Origin of the sequence: Streptomyces sp. NBC_00080 (genome assembly GCF_045041255.1) — a bacterium.
GTDB lineage: Bacteria > Actinomycetota > Actinomycetes > Streptomycetales > Streptomycetaceae > Streptomyces > Streptomyces coriariae.
In genome coordinates this window covers 3,052,092-3,073,661 of record NZ_CP108235.1, presented here as the reverse complement: position 1 = coordinate 3,073,661, position 21,570 = coordinate 3,052,092, and the positions used below count along the sequence as shown (strand labels likewise).

The window sequence follows — 21,570 nt, the reverse complement described above, 5'->3', positions numbered from 1 at the left end:
GGGTCGGGCCGAAAAGCGAGGGCCCGCGGGCGGCCAGCCCTCAGCGAGGCCCGCGTCGACGCCGGTACCTTCGTAGACGACGTGGACGCACACCGCCGTGCGTCTCTTCCTCACGCACGCCGAGGTGGAATGTGAAGGCGATCCGTCGATTCACCGTCCGACCCCTCCTCCCCGACCCCCTCCGGCCACTCAGCGATCTGGCCCGCAACCTGCGCTGGTCCTGGCACGCGGAGACCCGCGACCTCTTCCAGTCCGTCGACCCCGAGCGCTGGGCCGTCTCGGACGGCGATCCGGTGCGGCTCCTGGGCGGCGTCCGCCCGGGACGCCTCACCGAGCTCGCCGGGGACCGCCGTTTCCTGCGCAGGCTGAGTGCCGCCGCCGACGACCTGCACGACTACGTGACCGGCGACCGCTGGTACCAGGCGCAGCCCCGTACCGCCGGGCTGCCCGCCGCCGTCGCCTACTTCTCACCCGAGTTCGGCGTCACGGCCGCGCTGCCCCAGTACTCCGGCGGTCTCGGCATCCTGGCCGGCGACCACCTCAAGGCGGCCAGCGACCTGGGCGTCCCGCTGATCGGCGTGGGGCTGCTCTACCGGCACGGCTACTTCCGCCAGACGCTCTCCCGGGACGGCTGGCAGCAGGAGCACTATCCGGTCCTCGACCCCAACGAACTCCCGGTGACCCTGCTGAAGGAGGACGACGGCACCCCCGCGCAGATCTCGCTCGCCCTCCCCGCCGGCAAACAGCTGCACGCCCGGGTCTGGCTGGCGCAGGTCGGCCGGGTCCCGCTGCTCATGCTCGACTCGGACGTCGAGGAGAACGACCTCGGCGAACGCGGGGTGACCGACCGGCTCTACGGCGGTGGCAGCGAGCACCGGTTGCTCCAGGAGATGCTGCTGGGCATAGGAGGTGTCCGGGCGGTACGCACGTACTGCCGGCTGACCGGTCACGCCGCGCCCGAGGTCTTCCACACCAACGAGGGCCACGCGGGCTTCCTCGGCCTGGAGCGGATCGCCGAACTCGCCGACACCGGGTCGGACTTCGACTCCGCCCTCGAGGCCGTCCGGGCCGGCACGGTCTTCACCACCCACACCCCCGTCCCGGCGGGCATCGACCGCTTCGACCGTGAGTTGGTCGCCCGCCACTTCGGCCCCCAGGCCGAGCTCCCGCGCATGGACGTCGACCGCATCCTGCGGCTGGGCATGGAGACCTACCCGGGCGGCGAACCGAACCTCTTCAACATGGCGGTGATGGGCCTGCGGCTGGCGCAGCGCGCGAACGGCGTGTCCCTGCTGCACGGCCAGGTGAGCAGGGAGATGTTCTCCGGCCTGTGGCCCGGCTTCGACCCGGAGGAGGTGCCGATCACCTCCGTCACCAACGGCGTGCACGCTCCGACCTGGGTGGCCCCGGAGGTCCTGCGGCTCGGCGCCCGCCAGTTCGGCTCCGGGCGGGCCGAGGACGCCCTGAGCGTCGGCGGCTCCGACCGCTGGGACGCCGTCGCCGACATCCCCGACCAGGACATCTGGGAGCTGCGCCGTGAGCTGCGCGAGCAGCTGGTGGTGGAGGTACGGGAGCGGCTGCGCGCCTCCTGGCGCCAACGCGGCGCCGGAACGGCCGAGTTGGGCTGGATCGACGGCGTGATGGACCCGGATGTCCTCACCATCGGCTTCGCGCGCAGGGTCCCCTCGTACAAGCGCCTGACCCTGATGCTGAGGGACCGCGACCGGCTGATGGACCTGCTGCTGCACGCGGAGCGGCCGATCCAGATCGTCGTCGCGGGCAAGGCGCACCCCGCGGACGACGGCGGCAAACGGCTGGTCCAGGAACTGGTCCGGTTCGCCGACGACCCCCGTGTCCGGCACCGCCTCGTCTTCCTGCCCGACTACGGCATGGCGATGGCGCAGAAGCTGTACCCGGGATGCGACATCTGGCTCAACAACCCGCTGCGGCCCCTGGAGGCCTGCGGCACGTCCGGCATGAAGGCGGCGCTCAACGGCTGTCTCAACCTCTCCGTCCTGGACGGCTGGTGGGACGAGTGGTTCCAGCCCGACTTCGGCTGGGCGATCCCCACCGCCGACGGCGTCGGCACCGACCCCGACCACCGCGACGACATCGAGGCGGCGGCCCTCTACGACCTCCTCGAACAGCGAATCACCCCCCGCTTCTACGAGCGCGGCCGGGCGGGTCTGCCCGACCGCTGGATCGAGATGGTCCGCCAGACCCTCACCCTGCTCGGCCCGAAGGTGCTGGCGGGACGCATGGTCCGCGAGTACGTCGAACGCCTCTACACGCCGGCCGCCCACGCGCACCGGACGATGACGCCCGACACCGCCCGCGAACTCGCCCTCTGGAAACAGCGGGTGCGCTCGGCCTGGCACGCGGTGCAGGTGGACCATGTCGAGACGTCGGTGGCCACCACCACCGCCGAACTCGGCACGACCCTGGCTCTGCGGGTCCGCGTCGGCCTCGGCGACCTCACCCCCGACGACGTCGAGGTGCAGGCCGTCTCGGGCCGGGTCGACGAGGAGGACCGCATCACGGACGCGACGACGGTCCCCCTGAAACCGTCCGGCGGCCCGGACCTGGACGGCCGCTGGCTCTACGAGGGCCCCCTGTCCCTGGACCGCACCGGACCCTACGGCTACACGGTCCGCATCCTCCCGGCCCACCGCCTCCTGGCCTCCGGCGCGGAGCTGGGCCTGCTGGAGGTGCCGTCGGAGGAGGCGGTGGAGGGGGCGGGGGTGCTGCTGCGATAACCGCTCACCGCTGACTGACCCGAGGCGCCGGAGAGTGGACGCCGGCGCCTCGGGTCGGGCTGCGTCCTCCCCCGTCACGGAGGAGGGGCTCGTCCCGCGATATCCGGTGGGCAGATCGTCGTCGGAGGGTTATGCTCCCCGGCGATGACTACTTCTTCTGTAGACAGATCGGGGGCCCCGTCCGCGCAAGGTGAGTGCTGATGCTCACTCGGATCGCGAACGAGGACTCCCGACTTTCCTTCTGGCTGCGCGTGCGCGAGTTCGCCGTGCCGGCCTCCATGATCGAGACCGCGACCGCCCGCCGCCGCGTAGGGGACTGGGCCGGGGCTTGTGCCGCCGCAGGTGTCGACATCGATCTCGACCTTCGTACCGTGGCGCGGACGTACGGTCGTGCCTTTGCTTCCCTGCTCCGGTCCGATCTGCGTCACTTGGCGCCTGATCTGCTGCGATGGCACCTGCCAAGGGTCGCTCCCGACGGACTGCTGCGGCCGGGGGTGACGGTCTCCCTCGCTCGGTACGAGGTCGAGGGCGCCGTCGGGGGTGCCGGGCGGGACGACACCCGGTGGCCCGTGCACCTCGTGGTGCGGACTCCGCCCGCTTGGGCGGATGCCGGGCAGCGGGTCGGTCTCGCGCTGTGGGACGCGTCCGGCTCGGTGGCGGGTGACCGCCGTCATCCGCATCCGCGTCCCGACCGGCGGTTCCGCCTCGACCTGCACCGCCATCTGTGGGACGCGCGCAGAGCGGGTGAGCTGCGGGTGAGGTGTGGCGCCGATCGACCGCCCGGAGACGACCCGCCCACCCTGCACCCGTCCGTGCCGGACCCGCCCGCGTCGGAGCCGGAACTGCCGGGGCCCGGCTGTGCCGTGGACCGGTGGGCGGCCGAGGCGGGGATCGTGCTGCGGGCCGAGGGGCGGACCACCGGTTCCGTCCTGGTGCGCCTCGGGGCCGGCCGGCGGCTGGTCCTGGACCGGGCCGAGCAGGGCGAACCTCGCGACGCGCGGCCTGTCCTGCGCGCTGCGACGGGCTGTGTCTCCGCGCTGCCGGTACTGCCCGACGCGGCGACCTGGGTGCTGCCCGACCTGGAGTTGATCCGTACGGGAGCGATCGCGGCCGAGCGACTGCATCCGCTGGTCGCCTCGGCGCTCGTACCGGAGCACGTCGTGCCGGAGCACCTCGGAGCGGAGCGCGCGGCGCCCGTACCGGGCCGGGTTCCCGACCGGGCGGGACGGGCCCGGCTCGTGGAGTGCAGGGGAGCGACGCACCGGATCGGTCTGGTCGACGGGGTACTGGCTCCGCTGGACCACGACCCGGCCGAGATCCGGCGCGAGGAGCTGCTGGCCTCGTTGACCGGCACTCCGCTGCCCTGTCTCCAGGCGATCGACCGGGCGCACCGGCGTCCGGACTGTCTCGTCGGCGTGCGTGAACGCCTCGTCCACGGTGATGTCGCCGGTGCGCTGGCCGTTGTCGAGGGGCTGCTGGGCCCCGAGGCGGTCCTGCGCGACGGCGCGTTGAGGGACGAACTGGAGGCGGCCGCGCAACGGCGGATCACCTACGGACTGTTCAGGGCCGGCCTGATCGGTCCCGGGCCCGGCCAGGACCGCCGCCGTCCCGGCCATATGCGCGCGCACCCACGCCACGGCGTTCCTCGCTGACCCCACTTCTCGTCCTACGAACTCCCGCGAACTCCCGCGGATTCCTGCGAACTCCCGCGGATTCCTGCGAACTTCTACGAACCCCCAAGGTGATCACTCATGCCCACACCCATGCCCACGCGTACCCCCTTCGCCACCCCGCCCTCTTCCGTCCCGACTTCTTCCGTCCCGGCTCCCGCCTCTCAACTCGACGTGGCGAGCGAGCTGTTGGCCCTGTTGCGCGACTCCACCACCGAACCGCGTCCCGACAGCCAGCTGGAGGCCCTCACCCTGGCCGTGGCCGCCGACCTCCCCGTGTTGCTGTGGGGCGAGCCGGGGATCGGCAAGACCGCCGCGCTGACCCAGCTCGCGGAGGCGCTGGACCTGCCGCTGACCACGGTGATCGCCAGCGTGCACGAGCCGTCCGACTTCTCCGGGCTGCCCGTCGTCGGGGACGATCCGGCGGAACAGGGCGTCCCGATGGCCCCGCCGGACTGGGCGGTGCGCCTGGTGCGGGCGGGCCGGGGGCTGCTGTTCCTCGACGAGCTGTCCACGGCGCCGCCGGCCGTGCAGGCCGCCCTGCTCCGGCTCGTACTGGAGCGCCGGATCGGCACGTTGACCCTGCCGCCCGGGGTGCGGATCGTGGCCGCCGCCAACCCGCGGGGCTCGGCCGCCGACGGCTGGGAACTGAGCCCGCCGCTCGCCAACCGGTTCGTCCATCTCCAGTGGACCCACGACCACGAGGTCGTCGTCCGCGGACTCGGTGGGACCTGGCCCCGGGCGACCCTGCCCCGGCTCGACCCGGCGAAGCTGCCGGAGGCCGTGGACTTCGCTCGGCGCGCGGTGTGCGGACTGCTCGCCGCGCGTCCCAAACTCGTGCACCAGCTGCCCAGCAGTGAAGCGCGCCGGGGCGGCGCCTGGCCGTCGCCGCGCAGCTGGGACATGACCCTGAGTCTGATCGCCTTCGCGACAGCGGCCGGCTCCTCCCGCGACGTACTCTCGCTGCTGGTCAGGGGCACGGTCGGCGACGGTCCGGGACTGGAACTGCTGGCGAGCCTGGACCGGATGGACCTCCCGGACCCCGAGACACTGCTCGCCGACCCGGCGGGAGCCGACCTGCCCGAGCGGGGCGATCTGCGCCAGGCCGTGCTGGACGGTGTCGTGGCGGCGGTCCGCACTCGCCCCGACAGGTCCCGCTGGGACGCGGCGTGGGCGCTCCTCGTACGGGCGTTGGAGACCGGCGCCCCGGATCTGGTGGTCGTCCCCGCGACGACGCTCGCCTCCCTGCGCCGGGAAGACTGGGACGTACCGGCGTCGATCGAGAAGCTGGCCGGAGTGGTGACCCTGTCCCGGCGGGCGGACCGGGCGGCGGATCGCGCGACGGCGCGGACCACGGCCGCCGCGAAGGCGGGCCGATGAGCCCGGACGAGCCGCTGGGCGCCGACGAGGCGCGGGCCGTCACCGGCAGGCCCCGGGGCACGGTGGAGCCGAGGCCCCTGGACCTCGACAAGCTCTTCGCCGCCCGGTTGCAGGCCGCCCGGGCCCGGCCCTACCTGGCGACGGCCCTGTTCGCCCTGCACCCGGTGGAGTCGCGCCGGGTGCCGACCATGGCCGTGGACCGGCACTGGCGGTGCTATGTCTCACCGGCGTTCGTGGACCGTATGCCGGTGGAGGAGCTGGCCGGGGTGTGGGTGCACGAGGTGTCGCACCTGCTGCGCGACCACCACGGGCGCAGTGAACGGGTGGCCCGGGAGCGGGGGTTGACCGGTGCGGGGGAGCGGTTGCGGATGAACATCGCCGCCGACTGCGAGATCAACGACGACGCGTTCGGGGACGGACTGGTCGAGCCCGAGGGCGCCGTCACGCCGGACTCCCTCGGACTGCGGCCGGGCGAGTTGATGGAGGACTACCTGCGCCAGTTCCGGCTCGGGCCGCACACCCAGAACCTGGTCTGGCTGGACTGCGGCAGCGGCGCCGACGGAAGGGAACGGGAGTGGGACCTCGGCCCGGACGGCGCGCACGGCCTGAGCGAACAGGAACGGGACGCCGTCCGCTTCCGGGTGGCGCAGGGCATCGCCGGCCGCCGGGGTACCGCCCCGGCGGGGTGGCGGCGGTGGGCGGAGGAGGCCTTCCATCCGCCGCAGCCGTGGCGGGATCTGCTGGGCGCGGCGGTCCGTTCGGCGGCCTCGGCCCCGGGCGCGGGGGAGGACTACTCCTACGGCCGGCCGTCCCGCCGCTCGGCGGGCGTCCCGGGCACGGTCCTGCCGAGCCTGCGCCGCAGACCGCCGCGGGTGAGCGTGGTCATCGACACCTCGGGATCCGTCAGCGACGCCGAACTGGGCAGCGCGATCCTGGAGGTCGCCGCGATCTCCCGGGCCGTGGGCGGCCGACGCGACCTGGTCACCGTGGTGCCGTGCGACGCGGCGGCCCGCATCGTGCACCCGCTGTGCCGGGGCGAGGGCATCCCGCTGATGGGCGGAGGCGGTACGGATCTGCGCGCGGGCTTCACCAAGGCCCTCCGCGCGCGGCCCCGCCCCGACGTCATCGTCGCCCTGACCGACGGCCAGACCCCCTGGCCGAGCACCCGCCCGCCCTGCCGCACGGTGGTGGGCCTGTTCCCCCGCGGCTCGGCGTCGTACGACGAGGACGACCCCGACTACGTACCGGACGAGCCGCCTGCCTGGGCCCGGGTGGTGGAGATCGGGTGACCGGGTGAGGGCGTTCTGTGGGGATTGTCGTGTGATCACGTTCACTTCGACCGAGGGAACTGTGTGAATATCTTGTGCTCCCGCTGGGAGATCCTTTAGAACTTGCCCATTCGTGATCGTTTGGGCGGGGGGATTCCGCGCGTTCGGCACGTCGGAGCAGCGGATGAGCGGAATGAAGCAAGTGAGCGAAGTGAGACCCGAGAGGTCCGGAGTCCGTCGTCGTGGGGCGGGTGTCCTCGGGGCTGTCGTGGTGGTGGCCGGTCTGTGCCTGGCGGGGTGTTCGGCTGCCGGGGGTGCCGACGGGTCGGCGGACAGGGAGAGTTCACCCTCGGGCTCGGTGTCCGCGTCGGTGAGTTCGTCGAGCGGTGCCGCTTCACCGAGCCCTGCTCCGAGTCGTTCGGCGACCGCGGCGGCCTCGCCGTCGCCGTCGAAGACCTCGGCTCCGCGGGCGACGAAGGACTCGTCGGCGAAGGTGGGCAGCGGTTCCGGCGGGTCGAGTGGTTCCGGCGGGTCGAGTGGTTCCGGTACGACCGGGGGTGGCTCGGGCGGATCGGGTTCTGTCGCGCAGAATCCCAACCGGGGGTCCAATCCCCCGCCCGCGCCGGCCCGTCCGTCGCCCACGCCGGAGTGGAGCTCCGAGGAGTGGCAGCCCGGGGATCCGGTCGAGACCAGGCCTCTCGCCACGCCTGAGCAGGGCTGACATAGGCTGTGCCGCCCGTTGTTCGACGCAGAGAGAGGCCGACGGCGCGTGTCTGACAGACCGTCCGAAGAGCACAGATCCGGTTCGGAGAAGGGGGACGACAGCTCCATCTCCGACGAGGAATGGACGAAGTTCGTCCGGGACAGCGAACGCGGGATACCCGACTCCGCGCCGAAGGAACCGTCCGCGCGGGCCCGCGAGGTCACGGAGCGGCTGCGGCGGCAGGAGGCGCGCGGGGTGACGCCCAAGGGGTGGCGCACCGTTGCGGATCTGCAGGAGACACAGGAGCGGGCGTCTCGCAGAAGGCGGCGGCGGTGGGCCTTCCTCGGGGTGCCTGTCGTGATCACTCTGGTCGTCGTGGCGATGCGACCGTCGTTGTTGCCGGGTAACCCCTTCGGTGTCGGCGAGCCCGAATCCGCCGTCTCAGCCTCGCCGTTGCCCATGGAGACCGCCGCCCCGACCGGCGCGCCCGGCTCGGCCGGCGTCGCGATTCCCACGATCGAGCGGCCGTTCGCGGGCTCCCCGGCGTCGCAGTGGGCCGACGGCGCGGCCGGCATCGTCCCGCCGAAGGCGACCCGCGTCGGATCGCTGTCCAAGGCCCAGGTGGAGCAGGCGCTTCAGCAGACCAGGAAGCTGCTGATCGACGCGAACCTCGATCCGGCCACCTTGCGCGGCGGACGTCCCGAGACGGCGCTCTCCGTGATCGAGCCACGGCAGAAGGAATTGCTGGACCTGCTGGACACCTCGCTGAGCAAGCCGGACGAGGAGCACGACCCGGTGCTGATGTTCAGCCGCTTCGACCCCGCCGAACTGCGCCTGGCCGGTGACGTGGTCAAGACGCGGGGACGGATGACGTTCAAGGCGGGCGAGAGTTCCTCCGTCGTCGTGCACGCCGACTACACCTTCGTGTATCCGCTGGTGCGCGTCGACAAGGACGCCCCGACCGAGGTGGAGCGCACCATCGTGCGCCGGGTCCTCGACATCGAGCTCTTCGATCCCGCCAAGTGGGTCGTCACGCCGGGGAAGATCACCGTCACGCGGTACGACCAGGAGATCGGCAACTCCGCCTGCGACGTCTACGACGGTTATCTGCATCCCCAGTTCGCCACGGACCAGCCCACGGGCGCGCCTGCGACCGGCCCGACGACGGACCCGTACGACCGCAGCCAGGACCTCGCCGGGCACTCCGAGGGCTGCGGTGTGGTGTCCCGTACCTGACCTCCCCGACCCATCGGCGCACGGTGCGCGGGGGCGGGGGGCGGCCCGCCCCCGCCATGACCGGTCCTCGGTTGTGACTCGGCCTCGGTTGTGACTCGTCCTCGGCTACGACTCGTCGCCCCCGCACAACCCCCGCAGCACCACCCCGCACCGCCGTGCGTACGCCTGCTGCAGGCCGCGGGTCGCCGGGCCGCCGGCCCTCGCGTACCACTTCGCGCCGCGGCTGAAGGCGGAGACCGTCAGCCAGACCGTGCCGTCTCCCGTGCGGTCGACGACGAAGGACTCCTCGCCGCATTCGGGGTGGCCGGGGAGGGTGCCGTACGCCCAGCCGGCCCGCCGGTGTTCGTCCACCGTCCAGACCACGCGGCAGGGGGCTTTTATGAGGCCGGCCAGGGTGACCGTGACATCGACGTCGGGGGCCGCCCGGTCCGCGGTGGTGTCCATGCCCACGCCCAGGGCGCGGTGCATCTCCCAGGTCAGGACCGCTTCGGCGGCTCGGCGGAAGACCTCGTGGCCCTCGCCGAGGCGGGTGCGGACGTGGAGGGAGTGGAAGCCCGCAGGGCAGTGGCCGGGGCGGTCGCGGGTCGCGCCGACATCGTCGTACGTGAAGTCCTTCGAAGACATGGGAGCCAAGAGTAGGGCGGTACCCGGGGATGCCTTCGTCCCGGGTACCGCCCTGTCCCGACTACGTGGTCGTCAGGCGACGTTGACGGCCGTCCAGGCCGCCGCCACCGCCTTGTACTCGGTGCTGGTCGAGCCGTACAGCGCCGATGCCGCGCTCAGGGTCGCCGTGCGGGCGCCCGAGTAGGTGGTCGTCGAGGTCATGTAGGTCGTCAGCGCCTTGTACCAGATCTGGACGGCCTTGGCGCGTCCGATGCCGGTGAGGGTCGAGCTGTTGTACGTCGGGGAGTTGTAGCTGACCCCGTTGATGGTCCGGCTGCCGCTGCCCTCGCTGAGCAGGAAGAAGAAGTGGTTCGCCGGGCCGGACGAGTAGTGCACGTCCAGGTTCTTCAGCGAGGAAGACCAGTAGTTGGCCGAGCCGCCGTCCTTGCTGGGCTGGTCCATGTAGCGCAGCGGGGTGCCGTCGCCGTTGATGTTGATCTTCTCGCCGATGAGGTAGTCGCCGACGTCGGAGGTGTTCGCCGCGTAGAACTCGACGGCGGTGCCGAAGATGTCGGAGGTCGCCTCGTTGAGGCCGCCGGACTCGCCCGAGTAGTTCAGGCCCGCCGTGTTGGAGGTGACGCCGTGCGTCATCTCGTGGCCGGCCACGTCCAGCGAGGTCAGCGGGTGGGTGTTGCTCGACCCGTCGCCGTACGTCATGCAGAAGCAGCTGTCGTCCCAGAAGGCGTTCACGTAGGCGTTGCCGTAGTGGACGCGGGAGTACGCGGCGACGCCGTTGTTCTTGATACCGCTGCGGCCGAACGTCGACTTGTAGAAGTCCCACGTCGCCTGCGCGCCGTACGCGGCGTCGACCGCGGCCGTCTGGTCCGTGGTCGAGCTGGAGGCGGCGCCGGTGCCCCACGTGTCGTCCGCGTCGGTGAACAGGGTGCCCGCCGAGGAGCTGGTGCCGTGCGCCTTGTTGTACGTCTTGTGGCCGCCGCGCGTGCCGTCGGTCAGCTGGTACGTCGAGCCCGACAGGGTCGTGCCGAGGGTCACCGTGCCCGAGTAGAGGCTCTTGCCGGTGCCGGTCTCGATGCCCTGGTACTCGTACAGCTTCTTGCCGGTGGCGGCGTCGGTGATGACGTGCAGCTCGTTCGGGGTGCCGTCGTCCTGGAGCCCGCCGACGACCGTCTCGTAGGCGAGGACCGGCTTGCTGCCGTTGCCCGCCCAGATCACCTTGCGGGGCGCGTCGCTGGCCTCGGTGCTGGCGGAGCCGGCGTCCTTGGCGAGGGTCAGGGCCTGCTTCTCGGCCTTCGCGGCGGTGACGACGGGGGTGAGCGAGGCGACCTTGATGGTGGCTCCGGTCGCCTTGGTGACGCCCTTGCTCGCGCCCGCGGCCGACTCGTGGACGACCAGGTCGCCGCCGAGGACCGGCAGACCCGCGTAGGTCCGCTCGTAGCGTGTGTGGACCGTGCCGTCCGCGTCCTTCACGACGTCGCGCACGACCAGCTTCTCCTGGGCGCCGAGGCCTATCTCCTGCGCCGTCTCGGGCGCGTCGGCCTGCTTGTCCTGGATCAGGGCGGTGCGGGCGGCCGGGGCCAGCGCGGTGGGCACGGCGAGGGGCGTCGCACCGGTGGCGTCCGCCGGGGCCTGGGCGGCGGCGGTACCGGCGGTCAGGCCGGTGGTGACCAGGGCTCCGGCCGCGACGGCGGTGGCGATGGCCAGAGTGGTGCGCTTGTGACGCGCGTAGAGGGAGGTCACACAAGCTCCTTGGATATGGGGGTGCCCGGGCAGCGTGGGGTGGCTGTCCGTGACTGCTGTGAAGTTGTGCGGCGGGTGACAGGAAGACTGGCATCAAGGCGCGTACATGTCAGGACCCCGAAGTGATGTTGGCTGAAAATCAACGGCCGGATGAACGTTGCCGGAATGTAAACGGACTTGACCTGGGTCAAAGGCCAACAGGGCGTAGGTAAGGCGCTGGCAAAAAGGGGACGCCGCCCCGGAGGAGTCGAGACTCCGGGACGGCGTCCTGTGCGAGGCCCGTCGGTCGGCTGTGCGCGAACCCTGTGGGGCCTGTGACCTACGGGAAGGTCACTTTCCAGCTGTTGATGTAGCCGGTGTCCTGGGCCGCGTTGTCCTGGACCCGCAACTTCCAGACCCCGTTGGCGACCTCGGAGGACGCGTTCACGGTGTACGTGGTGTTGATGTTGTCCGTGCTGCCGCCGGTGCCGTAGGCCTTCAGCGTGTAGGCCGTGCCGTCGGGGGCGAGCAACTGCACCTGGAGGTCACCGATGTAGGTGTGGACGATGTTGACCGCCACCGCCAGGTTCGAGGGCGCGTTGCCGGTCCGGCCGGAGACGGTGACCGAGGAGGTGACCGCCGCCCCGTTGTCCGGAATCGATACGTCGGCGGTGTTCTCGAAGGAGGTGCCGCCGCCGCCCCCGCCGTCGGAACGGGCGCCGACCGCGACACCGGCCCACGCGTCCTGTACGGCCTTGTACTCGGTGGAGGTCGTGCCGTACAGCTCACCGGTCGCCGCCAGCGTGCCGGTGCGGGCCGCCGCGTAGTTGGTGGTCGTGGTGAACTTCGTGGTCAGCGCGCGGAACCAGATCTTCTCCGCCTTGTCGCGACCGATGCCGGTGACCGGCAGGCCGTCCGCGGTGGCCGAGTTGTAGGTGACACCGTTGATGGTCTTGGTGCCACTGCCCTCCGACAGGAGGTAGAAGAAGTGGTTCGCCGGGCCGGACGAGTAGTGGACGTCGACCGATCCGATCCCCGAGTACCAACTGTCCTTCGACGCGCCGTCCTTGCTCGGCTTGTCCATGTACCGCAGCGGCGAGCCGTCGCCGTTGATGTCGATCTCCTCGCCGATGAGGTAGTCACCGACGTCGGAGGCGTTCTGCGCGTAGAACTCCACCGAGGTGCCGAAGATGTCCGAGGTCGCCTCGTTGAGGCCGCCGGACTCGCCGCTGTAGTTGAGGCCCGCGGTGTTGGAGGTGACGCCGTGCGTCATCTCGTGCCCGGCCACGTCGATGGACGTCAGCGGGTGGGTGTTGCCGGAGCCGTCGCCGTACGTCATGCAGAAGCAGCTGTCGGACCAGAACGCGTTCACGTACGCGTTGCCGTAGTGCACGCGCGAGTACGCGCCGACCCCGTCGCCCCTGATGCCGCTGCGGCCGTGCACGTTCTTGTAGTAGTCCCAGGTCAGGGCCGCCCCGTAGTGCGCGTCGGCGCCCGCGGTCTCCAGGTTGGACGCGGCGCCGGTGCCCCAGACGTCGTCGGAGCCCGAGAAGAGCGTGCCGGTGCCGGAGGTGCCCCGGTTGAGGTTGTACGTCTTGTGGCCGCCGCGCGCGCCGTCGGTCAGGTTGTACGTCGACCCCGACTGCGTGGTGCCCAGGGTCACCTGGCCGCTGTACATCGTGTTGCCGGTGCCGGTCTCGATGCCCTGGTACTCGTAGAGCTTCGCGCCGGTGGTGGCGTCGGTGATGACGTGCAGCTCGTTCGGGGTGCCGTCCTCCTGGAGGCCGCCGACGACCGTCTCGTACGCCAGGACCGGGGTGCCGTTGGCCGCCCAGATCACCTTGCGCGGGGCGCGGTCGGTGTCCGCCTGCTCGGCGCCGGCGGCCTCGGCCAGGCTCAGCGCCTGCTTCTGGGCCTTGGCCGCGCTGACGGCGGGCGAGAGCGAGGCGACCTTGATGGCCGTCCGGGTGGCCTTGGTGACACCCTCGGTGGCACCGGACTTCGCGGTCTCGACGACCAGGTCGCCGCCGAGGACCGGCAGACCGCCGTAGGTGCGCTCGTAGCGGGTGTGCAGGGTGCCGTCGGCGTCCTTGACGACGTCACGGACGACGAGCGCCTCCTTGGCGCCGAGGCCCAACTCCTTGGCGGTGGCCGCCTTGCCGGCGTCCGCGTCGCGTATCAGCGCGGCACGCTGGGCGGGGGTGAGGCGTACCGACTCGGCGCCCGGGTCGGCCTGACTCGCCGCCTGCGGTGCCTTCACCGGGGCGGCGGTCGCGGCGCCGGACTGCACGGCGGCGGCGATGAGCGCGGAGACGCCGACGAGGGCGACGGCCGCGGCACGACGGGAGGTGCTGTGGGGGGTGCGTCTGCGAGAGGGACTGCTGCTCAACACTGACTCCTTCTGCGCGGCCACGGGTCACGCGGCCAGGGGAGACCCGACGGCGGGTGAGCCGTGCGGGCACGACAAAGGCGGTACGCAGAACAAAGGCGGAACGTGGAGCGGGCTTAGCTGTGGGGTTGCTGTGAACCAGCAGTGGGAAGAGTGGCAGTGGATTGCGCTATCTGTCAGGAGCGCGTCAGGAAGTTGGCCGGAAACAGTTCGTTGTCCGGTAGTTCATGTTCGATATGCGGTCGATTGGCCGACAGGTCAGGTCGCGCGGAAGGCAGGACGTGGCGGGCCGGTGGTCCGGCCGGGCGGCCCGGCACGGCTACCCTGTCCGATTCCTGGCCGGGGCGAACGGCGGCTCAGGGTTCGGTCCGCTCCCCGTGCCAGGTCCGCCACAGTGCCGCGTACGCCCCGTCCGCCGTCACGAGCGCCTCGTGCGTGCCGAGTTCGGTGAGACGGCCGTCCTCCATCACGGCGACCCGGTCCGCGTCGTGCGCGGTGTGCAGGCGGTGGGCGATGGCGATGACGGTCCGGCCCCGGAGCACGGCGGCCAGTGCCCGCTCGGTGTGCCGGGCGGTCGCCGGATCCAGCAGCGCCGTCGCCTCGTCCAGGATCAGCGTGTGCGGATCGGCCAGCACCACCCGGGCCAGGGCGAGTTGCTGGGCCTGCGAGCCGTCCGTACGGACACCGTCCCCGCCGAGCGCGGCGTCGAGGCCGCCGGGCAGCTCCCGGACCCAGTCGGCGGCACCGACCGCGGCCAGCGCCGCCCACAACTGCCCGTCGCTCGCCGCCGGTTCGGCGATCAGGAGGTTGTCGCGGACCGTACCGAGGAAGACGTGGTGCTCCTGGGTGACCAGCACGACCTGCCGGCGCAGCGTCTCGGGCGCCAGCTCCGCGACCGGCACCCCGCCCACCGTCACCGTGCCCGCGCTCGGCGCGTCCACGCCCGCGAGCAGCCTGCTCAGCGTGGTCTTGCCCGCGCCCGACGGGCCGACCACCGCGAGCCGCTCACCGGGCCGCACCGTCAGATCGACCCCGCGCAGCACCTCGCCGCCGCGCTCGTAGGCGTACCGCACGCCCGTCACGTCGATCCGGTCGTCCGCCGGCGCGGGCGCCCCGCCGTCCGGCTCGGCGCGCGGCGCCCCGGCCAGGCCCTCCACCCGGGCGAACGAGGCCCCACTGCTCTGGAGCTGCTCGACACGCAGCAGGATCTGGTCGAGCGGTTCGGTGAACTGCCGCAGATACAGCGCGGCCGCCACCACCGCGCCCAGGCTCATCGCGCCGCGCGCGTGCAGCGCGCCGCCCAGCAGCAGCACGCCCGCCACCGGCAGCGAGTACGACACCTCGATCACCGGGAAGAACACCGAACGCAGGTGGAGCGTACGGAAGCGGGTGCGGCGCGAGATCTCCAGCGCGTCCCGGCTCGCCGCCGTCCGCCGCTCCTGGAGCCGGAACGCCTCGACCGTGCGCGCCCCGGACGCGGTGGCGGCGACGATCTCGGCGACCTCGGAGGTGGCCGCGCCCTCGGCGAGGTAGGCCGCCCGCGCCCGCCGCAGATACCAGCGCAGCGCGAACCAGATCGGGGTCAGCCCCAGCACCCCGATCGCCCCGAGCAGCGGGTCGATCACGAACACCGCGCCGAGCGTGAACAGCGCCTGGACCGTGCAGACCAGCAGCTCGGGCCCGGCGTCCCGCAGGGTGGTGCCCACGGCCGCCACGTCGGCGGTGCCGCGCGTGGTCAGATCGCCGGTGCCGGCCCGCTCCACGACCGACGCGGGCAGCGCGAGCGCCCGCCCGACGAACTCCTCCCGCACCCGCGCCAGCGTCCGCTCACCGAAGCGGTGGCCCGCGTACCGGGCCCAGCGGGCCAGCAGCAACTGCGCCAGCGCGCAGACCAGGATGGCCGCCGCGAGCCGGTCCACGGCCCCGGTGCCGTGTCCGGCCCGCACCTCGTCGATGATCCGCCCCAGCAGCCACGGCCCGGCCAGGCCCGCCCCGGCGGCGAGCACGTTCAGGGCGAGGGCGGCTCCGAAGGCCCGCCGGTCGGCCCGCAACAGCCGGACCGCCGCCCGCCGCACGTCACCGGGCTCCGCGACCGGCAACCGGCCCGAGCCCTCGTCGACCATCGTCACCGCACGACCTCCTCGGCACCGGCACCGGCACCCGCTCCCGTGTCCGAATCCGAATCCGAATCCGAATCCGAATCCGAATCCGAATCCGAATCCGAATCCGAATCCGAATCCGTGCCCTTGTCCCCACCCGCATCGTCAACCGGGTCCGGTTCCGGGTCCGGACCGAGGCCGTCGGTGTCGTCGGTGTCGTCCGCGTCTCGTGCCACCAGGGACCGGTATCCCGGTTCTCGTTCCAGCAGGTCGTGGTGGCGGCCGGTCGCCGTCACCTTTCCGTCGACCAGGTAGTGGACGGTGTCCGCCTGGGCGAGGAGCAGCGGGGAGGTGGTGGTCACCACCGTGGTCCGGCCGGTCCGTGCCGCGCGCAGCCGCTGGGCGACCGCCGCCTCCGTGTGCGCGTCGAGCGCAGATGTCGGCTCGACGGCCAGCAGCGTCCCGGGGTCGGCGAGCAACGCCCGTACCAGTCGGACCCGTTGTCGCTGGCCGCCGGAAAGGCTGCGGCCCTGCGCGGTCACGGGTGACTCGAGTCCCTCCGGCAGGCCCTTCACGATGTCGTCGGCGGCCGCCGCCCGCACCGCCCGTCCGACGTCCGCCGGGGAGGGCGCACGCCGTCCGCCCACCACCTCGCGCAGACTCCCGGCGAACAGGTCGGCCTCGTTGTCGGCGACCAGGATCCGCTCCCTGACCTGGTCCAGCGGGACGGCGTCCAGCCGTACCCCGCCCCAGGTGGCGTCCGTGGGGCCGTACCGGCCGAGCCGGTCCACGACGGCGGTCACCTCCGTGTGCCGGGCGCCGACCAGCGCGGTCAGCCGGCCCGGTGCCACCCGCACACCCGAGACGGGGTCGTGCAGCACCGACGGCTCGACGGGCGCCTCGGCGACACCGCTGCCGGCGTCGGCGTCGGTGTCGGGGGCCGGCTCCAGCCGCAGCAGCCGTACGACCCGCCGGGCGGCCACCACGCCCCGGCTGAGCTGGTAACCCATGTCGACGAGGAACGCCACCGGGCCGATCAGGACCGCGACATAGCCGTACACCGACACCAACTCGCCGACGGTCATGTCCCCCTGGGCGGCGAGCCGGGCCGCCAGCCAGGTCACCACGGCGAGGAACAGCGTCGGCAGGCCCACCCCGAGCGCCTGCATCCAGCTGGTGACCGCGCCGACCCGGTAGCCCTGCGCCCGCAGCCGCTGCGAGTCGCGGTCGAAGGAGGCCGCGAACAGCTCCTTGCCACCGAGCCCGTTGAGCACCCGCAGCCCGCCCGCGAGATCTCCGATCCGCGCGGTGAGCACTCCCTGCCGCTCCCGGTACTCGGTCTCCGTGCCCTGCAACCGCGACATCAGCGGCCCGACCAGCACCGCGACCACCGGCATCCCCAGCAGCACGACCGCCGCCAGCAGCGGTGACACCGACAGCAACAACCCGGCGACGAAGACGTAGACGACGACCGAGCCGACGCCCGGCCCGATCACCGTCAGCGCGCCCGCGATCGTGTGCACGTCGCTCACCCCGATGGTGACGACCTCCGCGGCCCCCACCTGGCGCGGCAGCGCGGCGCCGAGCCGCAGCGTGTGCCCGACGACGACCTTGGTGGTGCGGAAGTACCCGTCCATGCGCACCCGGGTCATCGTGCGGTGCCGCATGATGCTCACCCAGGCGTTGAACGCGCCCACCGCGAACAGGGCCGCCGTCCAGCCGGCCAGCGCCGCCGTGTCACCGGGCTCGAGACCGTCGTCCACCGCCTTCGACAGCAGGTACGGCGCCACCGCCATCAGCACCATCCAGACGCTGGCCAGCACCGCCCCGGCCAGCGCCCGCCACGGCTGGCAGCGCACCAGCCACGCCAGGTACGCCCAGCCGCCGCGGCTGTCGGGCGTGCCGGGATCCTCGTACGCGTCGATCATCCACTCGTCCTTCCGGCCCCCGTGGTCTCCCCCTGGACGTTCACGCCAGACTGTCCCGCCAGGCCCGGTGCAGGTCCGCGAACCGGCCGGTGCCCGCGATCAGTCCGGCCGGGCTGCCGTCCTCGACGATCCGCCCGTGCTCCATGACCAGGACCCGGTCGGCGATCTCCACGGTCGACAGCCGGTGCGCGATCACCACCGCCGTACGGCCCTTCAGCACCGTCGCCATCGCCGCCTGCACGGCCCGCTCGCCCGGGATGTCGAGCGAGCTGGTCGCCTCGTCGAGGATCAGCACCGCCGGGTCGGCCAGCAACGCCCGCGCGAACGCGACGAGTTGTCGCTGCCCGGCGGAGATACGACCACCGCGCTTGCGGACGTCGGTGTCGTAGCCGTCGGGCAGGGCGCTGATGAACTCGTGTGCGCCGATCGCCTTCGCCGCCCGCTCGATCTCCTCCCGGCTCGCGTCCGGCCGGCCGATGGCGATGTTCTCGGCGACCGTGCCGGAGAACAGGAACGCCTCCTGCGTCACCATGACCACCCCGCGCCGCAGTTCGGGCACGGCCAGCTCGCGCAGGTCGATCCCGTCCAGCAGCACCCGCCCCGCGGAGGGGTCGTAGAAGCGGGCGAGCAGCTTGGCCAGCGTGGACTTGCCCGCGCCGGTCGAGCCGACCACGGCGACGGTCTGTCCGGCGGGCAGGGTCAGATCGAAGCGCGGGAGGATCTCGCCACCGGTGCGGTAGCCGAAGGACACCCCGTCGAAGACGACCTCCCGGCCGGGCAGTTCGCCCGCCAGCGGCGGGAGTTCCCGCGGCGTGGACGGCTCGGGCACGGACGGCGTCTGTGCGAGCAGCCCCGCGATCTTCTCCAGCGAGGCGGCCGCCGACTGGTAGGAGTTGAGGAACATGGCGAGCCGGTCTATCGGGTCGTACAGCCGCCGCAGATACAGGACGGCAGCCGCCAGCACCCCCAGCTCCAGTGAGCCGTCGGTCACCCGGGTGGCGCCCCACAGCACGATCACCGCGACCGCCGCGTTGGCGACCAGCCGCGATCCGGTGACGTACCGGGCCATCTCCAGGAGCGCGTTGCCGTTGATCCGTTCGTGTCGCTGGTTCAGGACGCGGAAGTCGGCGTCGTTGAACGGCTCGCGGCGGAACGCGCGCACCGGGCGGATGCCGTTCATCGTCTCGACGAACTTCACGATCACGGCCGCGATCGCGGTGGAGCGGGCCCGGAACACCTGCCCGGCGCGCCGCTGGTAGATCCTGACGAGGAGGTACAGCGGCACGAAGGAGGCCACCGCGACGGCCCCGAGGCCCAGGTCCAGCCAGAGCAGCATGGCCGAGATGTAGAGGAAGGAAAGGATCACCGTCACGAGTTCCTGGAGGCCCTCGCTGAGCAGTTCGCGCAGCGACTCCACATCCGTGGTGGAGCGGGAGATCAGCCGGCCCGAGGTGTAGCGCTCGTGGAAGTCGAGGCTCAGCGCCTGCGCGTGCCGGAAGATCCGTCCGCGCAGATCGAGCAGCGCGTCCTGGTTGACCCGGGCGGAGGCGATCAGGAACGCGTACTGAAGTCCGCCGGAGACCAGCGCGCACAGCAGATAGCCGACGCCGACCGCGACCAGCGGCCCGTGGTCGTCGGCCCGGAACGCCGGTACGGCGCGGTCGATGGCGTACGCCACCAGCAGCGGGCCGGCCTGCACGGCCGCCTGCTGGAGCAGCAGCAGGAGAGAGGTGAAGGCGACCCGTGCCCTCATGGGCGCGAGCAGGGAACGCAGCAGTGCGCCCGTGGCACCGGGCGGGGTGGGCAGGACGTCCTTGTCGAAAGGGTCGTCGACGGCGGTCCGCGGGGGGACTTCGGGGTCGTCGTCGGTGACGGGGGAAGCGGTGGTGGGGGCGGTCATCGGCGGTCGGCCTCCTGTTCCCCGAAGTGAGTTCCGGACGGTGATCCGGACGGCTCTCCGGACATGAGGTGCGCGTACTCGGTGTTGCTGCGCAGCAGTTCGTGATGGGTGCCCACGGCGGTGACGCGCCCGTCGGACAGCAGGGCGACACGGTCGGCGAGGAGCACCGTGGACGGGCGGTGCGCCACGATCAGCGCGGTGGTGTCGGCGAGGACCTGCCGCAGAGCCGCCTCCACGGCCGCCTCGGTGTGCACGTCCAGCGCGGACAGCGGGTCGTCCAGGACGAGGAACCGGGGCTGCCCGACGACGGCTCTGGCCAGTGCGAGGCGCTGCCGCTGCCCGCCGGAGAGACTGAGCCCCTGCTCGCCGACCTGCGTCTCGACACCCTGCGGCAACGCGTGCGCGAAGTCCGCCTGGGCCACGCCCAGTGCCCGCTCCAGCTCGGCGGCGCCCGCCCCGTCCGCCGCTCCCATGAGGACGTTCTCCCCGACGCTCGCGGAGAACAGGGTCGGCTCCTCGAAGGCGACGGCGACCCGCGAGCGGAGCTCCTCTCGGGACAGCGCGGTGATGTCCTCGCCGTCGAGCGTGATGCGGCCGGCGGTCACCTCGTGCAGCCGGGGGACCAGGGCCGTGAGCGTGGTCTTCCCGCTGCCGGTGGCCCCGACCAGTGCCATGGACTCGCCGGGCCGGATGTGCAGATCGACGCCGTCGAGGGTGGGCGGGGAGTCGGGGGAGGCGTCGGGATAGCGGAAGGTGACACCGTCGAAGCGCAGACCGCCGTCGGCTGCGGCGGCCCGCCCGCCCCGCCCGTCGGGCTCCTCGGGCGCCTCGTCCATCACCTCGAAATAGCGCTCCGTCGCCGTCGCCGCCTCCTGGCTCATCGCCAGCAGGAAGCCGATCGAGTCCACCGGCCAGCGCAGCGCGAGCGCCGTGGACAGGAAGGCGACCAGGGTGCCCGCGGACAGCTCGCCGTCCGCCACCTGCACCGTGCCGAGCACCAGCGCCGCTCCGATCGCCACCTCCGGAAGCGTCACGATGACGGCCCAGATCGTGGCCAGCAGCCTCGCCTTGCGCAGCTCGGTGCCGCGCAGCGTCGAGGACAGCTCCCGGAAGGCCCGCGCCTGGCTGCGGTGCCGCCCGAAGCCCTTGATGATCCTGATCCCGAGGACGCTCTCCTCGACCACCGTCGTCAGGTCCCCGGCCTGGTCCTGGGCGCGCCGCGCCACGACCGCGTACCGGTGCTCGAAGTACACGCACATCACGACGACGGGGACGGCCGGACCGAGGATGACCAGCCCGAGCGTCCAGTCCTGGAGCAGCATGATGACCACCCCGAAGAGGATCGTCACCGAGTTGACCAGCAGGAACGTCAGCGGGAAGGCGAGGAACATGCGCAGCAGACCCAGGTCGGCGGTCGCCCGGGACAGCAACTGCCCCGAGGGCCACCGGTCGTGGAACGCCACCGGCAGCCGCTGGAGCCGCCCGTAGAGATCCGCCCGCATCTCCGCCTCGACATGCGACAGCGGACGCGCCACCAACCAGCGCCGCAACCCGAACAGCAGCGCCTCCGCGAACCCGAGCAGCAGCAGACAGAGCGCGCCCAGCCAGACCCCGGCGGTGTCCCGGTCGGCCACGGGGCCGTCCACCATCCACTTCAGGACGAGCGGGATGACCAGCCCCGTACAGGAGGCGAGCACGGCGACGAAGGCGGCCGCGAACAGCCGTATCCGCACGGGACGGACGTACGGCCACAGACGCAGCAGGGAGCGTACGGCGGAGCGGTCCTGGGAAGCGGTTGCAGGTGTCCTGGGCATCACCGCGAGCCTACGGACCGGCACCGACAACGCCCACCGAGTTTTGGCCGGACCGGACTCCGCCGCCGGTCCTACGACCTGCGTGTT

The 21,570-nt window shown here is 72.3% G+C and carries 12 protein-coding genes; 5 read left to right on the top strand and 7 right to left on the bottom strand.

Translation table 11 applies throughout. The features are described from left to right. The first annotated feature begins 131 nt into the window (after positions 1-131). From OHU34_RS13360 to OHU34_RS13340, 5 genes are all read left to right on the top strand, one after another. Complete coding sequence (locus OHU34_RS13360; protein ID WP_142266233.1) at positions 132-2,756, top strand: glycosyltransferase family 1 protein; 2,625 nt, start codon at positions 132-134, stop codon at positions 2,754-2,756. Between the two features lie 200 nt (positions 2,757-2,956). Further along, a complete protein-coding gene (locus OHU34_RS13355) occupies positions 2,957-4,408 on the top strand; it encodes a hypothetical protein (protein ID WP_142266234.1) in 1,452 nt (483 codons plus the stop codon). A 111-nt stretch (positions 4,409-4,519) separates the two neighbouring features. Next, positions 4,520-5,806 carry a MoxR family ATPase gene (locus tag OHU34_RS13350; RefSeq protein ID WP_142268069.1) on the top strand — a complete coding sequence of 429 codons (1,287 nt, stop codon included), beginning with the start codon at positions 4,520-4,522 and terminating at the stop codon, positions 5,804-5,806. Next, positions 5,803-7,095, top strand: a complete 1,293-nt coding sequence (locus OHU34_RS13345; protein ID WP_230194595.1) for a DUF2201 family putative metallopeptidase — start codon at positions 5,803-5,805, stop codon at positions 7,093-7,095. The genes OHU34_RS13350 and OHU34_RS13345 overlap by 4 nt, the downstream gene beginning before the upstream one ends. Before the next feature lie 748 nt (positions 7,096-7,843). After that, positions 7,844-9,013, top strand: coding sequence for a hypothetical protein (locus tag OHU34_RS13340; RefSeq protein WP_405766437.1), 1,170 nt, complete (start codon positions 7,844-7,846; stop codon positions 9,011-9,013). 105 nt (positions 9,014-9,118) lie between these two features. Here OHU34_RS13340 and OHU34_RS13335 read toward each other — a convergent pair whose 3' ends face one another. From OHU34_RS13335 to OHU34_RS13305, 7 genes are all read right to left on the bottom strand, one after another. Continuing rightward, positions 9,119-9,637 (bottom strand): DUF1990 domain-containing protein, encoded by a 519-nt coding sequence (locus OHU34_RS13335; RefSeq protein ID WP_054239850.1) that lies wholly within the window; start codon positions 9,635-9,637, stop codon positions 9,119-9,121. Between the two features lie 72 nt (positions 9,638-9,709). Further along, positions 9,710-11,374 (bottom strand): M4 family metallopeptidase, encoded by a 1,665-nt coding sequence (locus OHU34_RS13330; RefSeq protein WP_142266236.1) that lies wholly within the window; start codon positions 11,372-11,374, stop codon positions 9,710-9,712. A gap of 319 nt (positions 11,375-11,693) precedes the next feature. Then, entirely contained in the window at positions 11,694-13,745 is a 2,052-nt protein-coding gene (locus tag OHU34_RS13325; RefSeq protein ID WP_372481699.1) for a M4 family metallopeptidase, read from the bottom strand. A 353-nt stretch (positions 13,746-14,098) separates the two neighbouring features. After that, positions 14,099-15,865, bottom strand: coding sequence for an ABC transporter ATP-binding protein (locus OHU34_RS13320; protein WP_405772246.1), 1,767 nt, complete (start codon positions 15,863-15,865; stop codon positions 14,099-14,101). Between the two features lie 2 nt (positions 15,866-15,867). Beyond that, positions 15,868-17,769 carry an ABC transporter transmembrane domain-containing protein gene (locus OHU34_RS13315; RefSeq protein WP_405766435.1) on the bottom strand — a complete coding sequence of 634 codons (1,902 nt, stop codon included), beginning with the start codon at positions 17,767-17,769 and terminating at the stop codon, positions 15,868-15,870. A gap of 40 nt (positions 17,770-17,809) precedes the next feature. After that, complete coding sequence (locus tag OHU34_RS13310; protein WP_142266239.1) at positions 17,810-19,669, bottom strand: ABC transporter ATP-binding protein; 1,860 nt, start codon at positions 19,667-19,669, stop codon at positions 17,810-17,812. Continuing rightward, a complete protein-coding gene (locus OHU34_RS13305) occupies positions 19,666-21,483 on the bottom strand; it encodes an ABC transporter ATP-binding protein (protein ID WP_142266240.1) in 1,818 nt (605 codons plus the stop codon). The genes OHU34_RS13310 and OHU34_RS13305 overlap by 4 nt, the downstream gene beginning before the upstream one ends. Positions 21,484-21,570 lie beyond the last annotated feature (87 nt).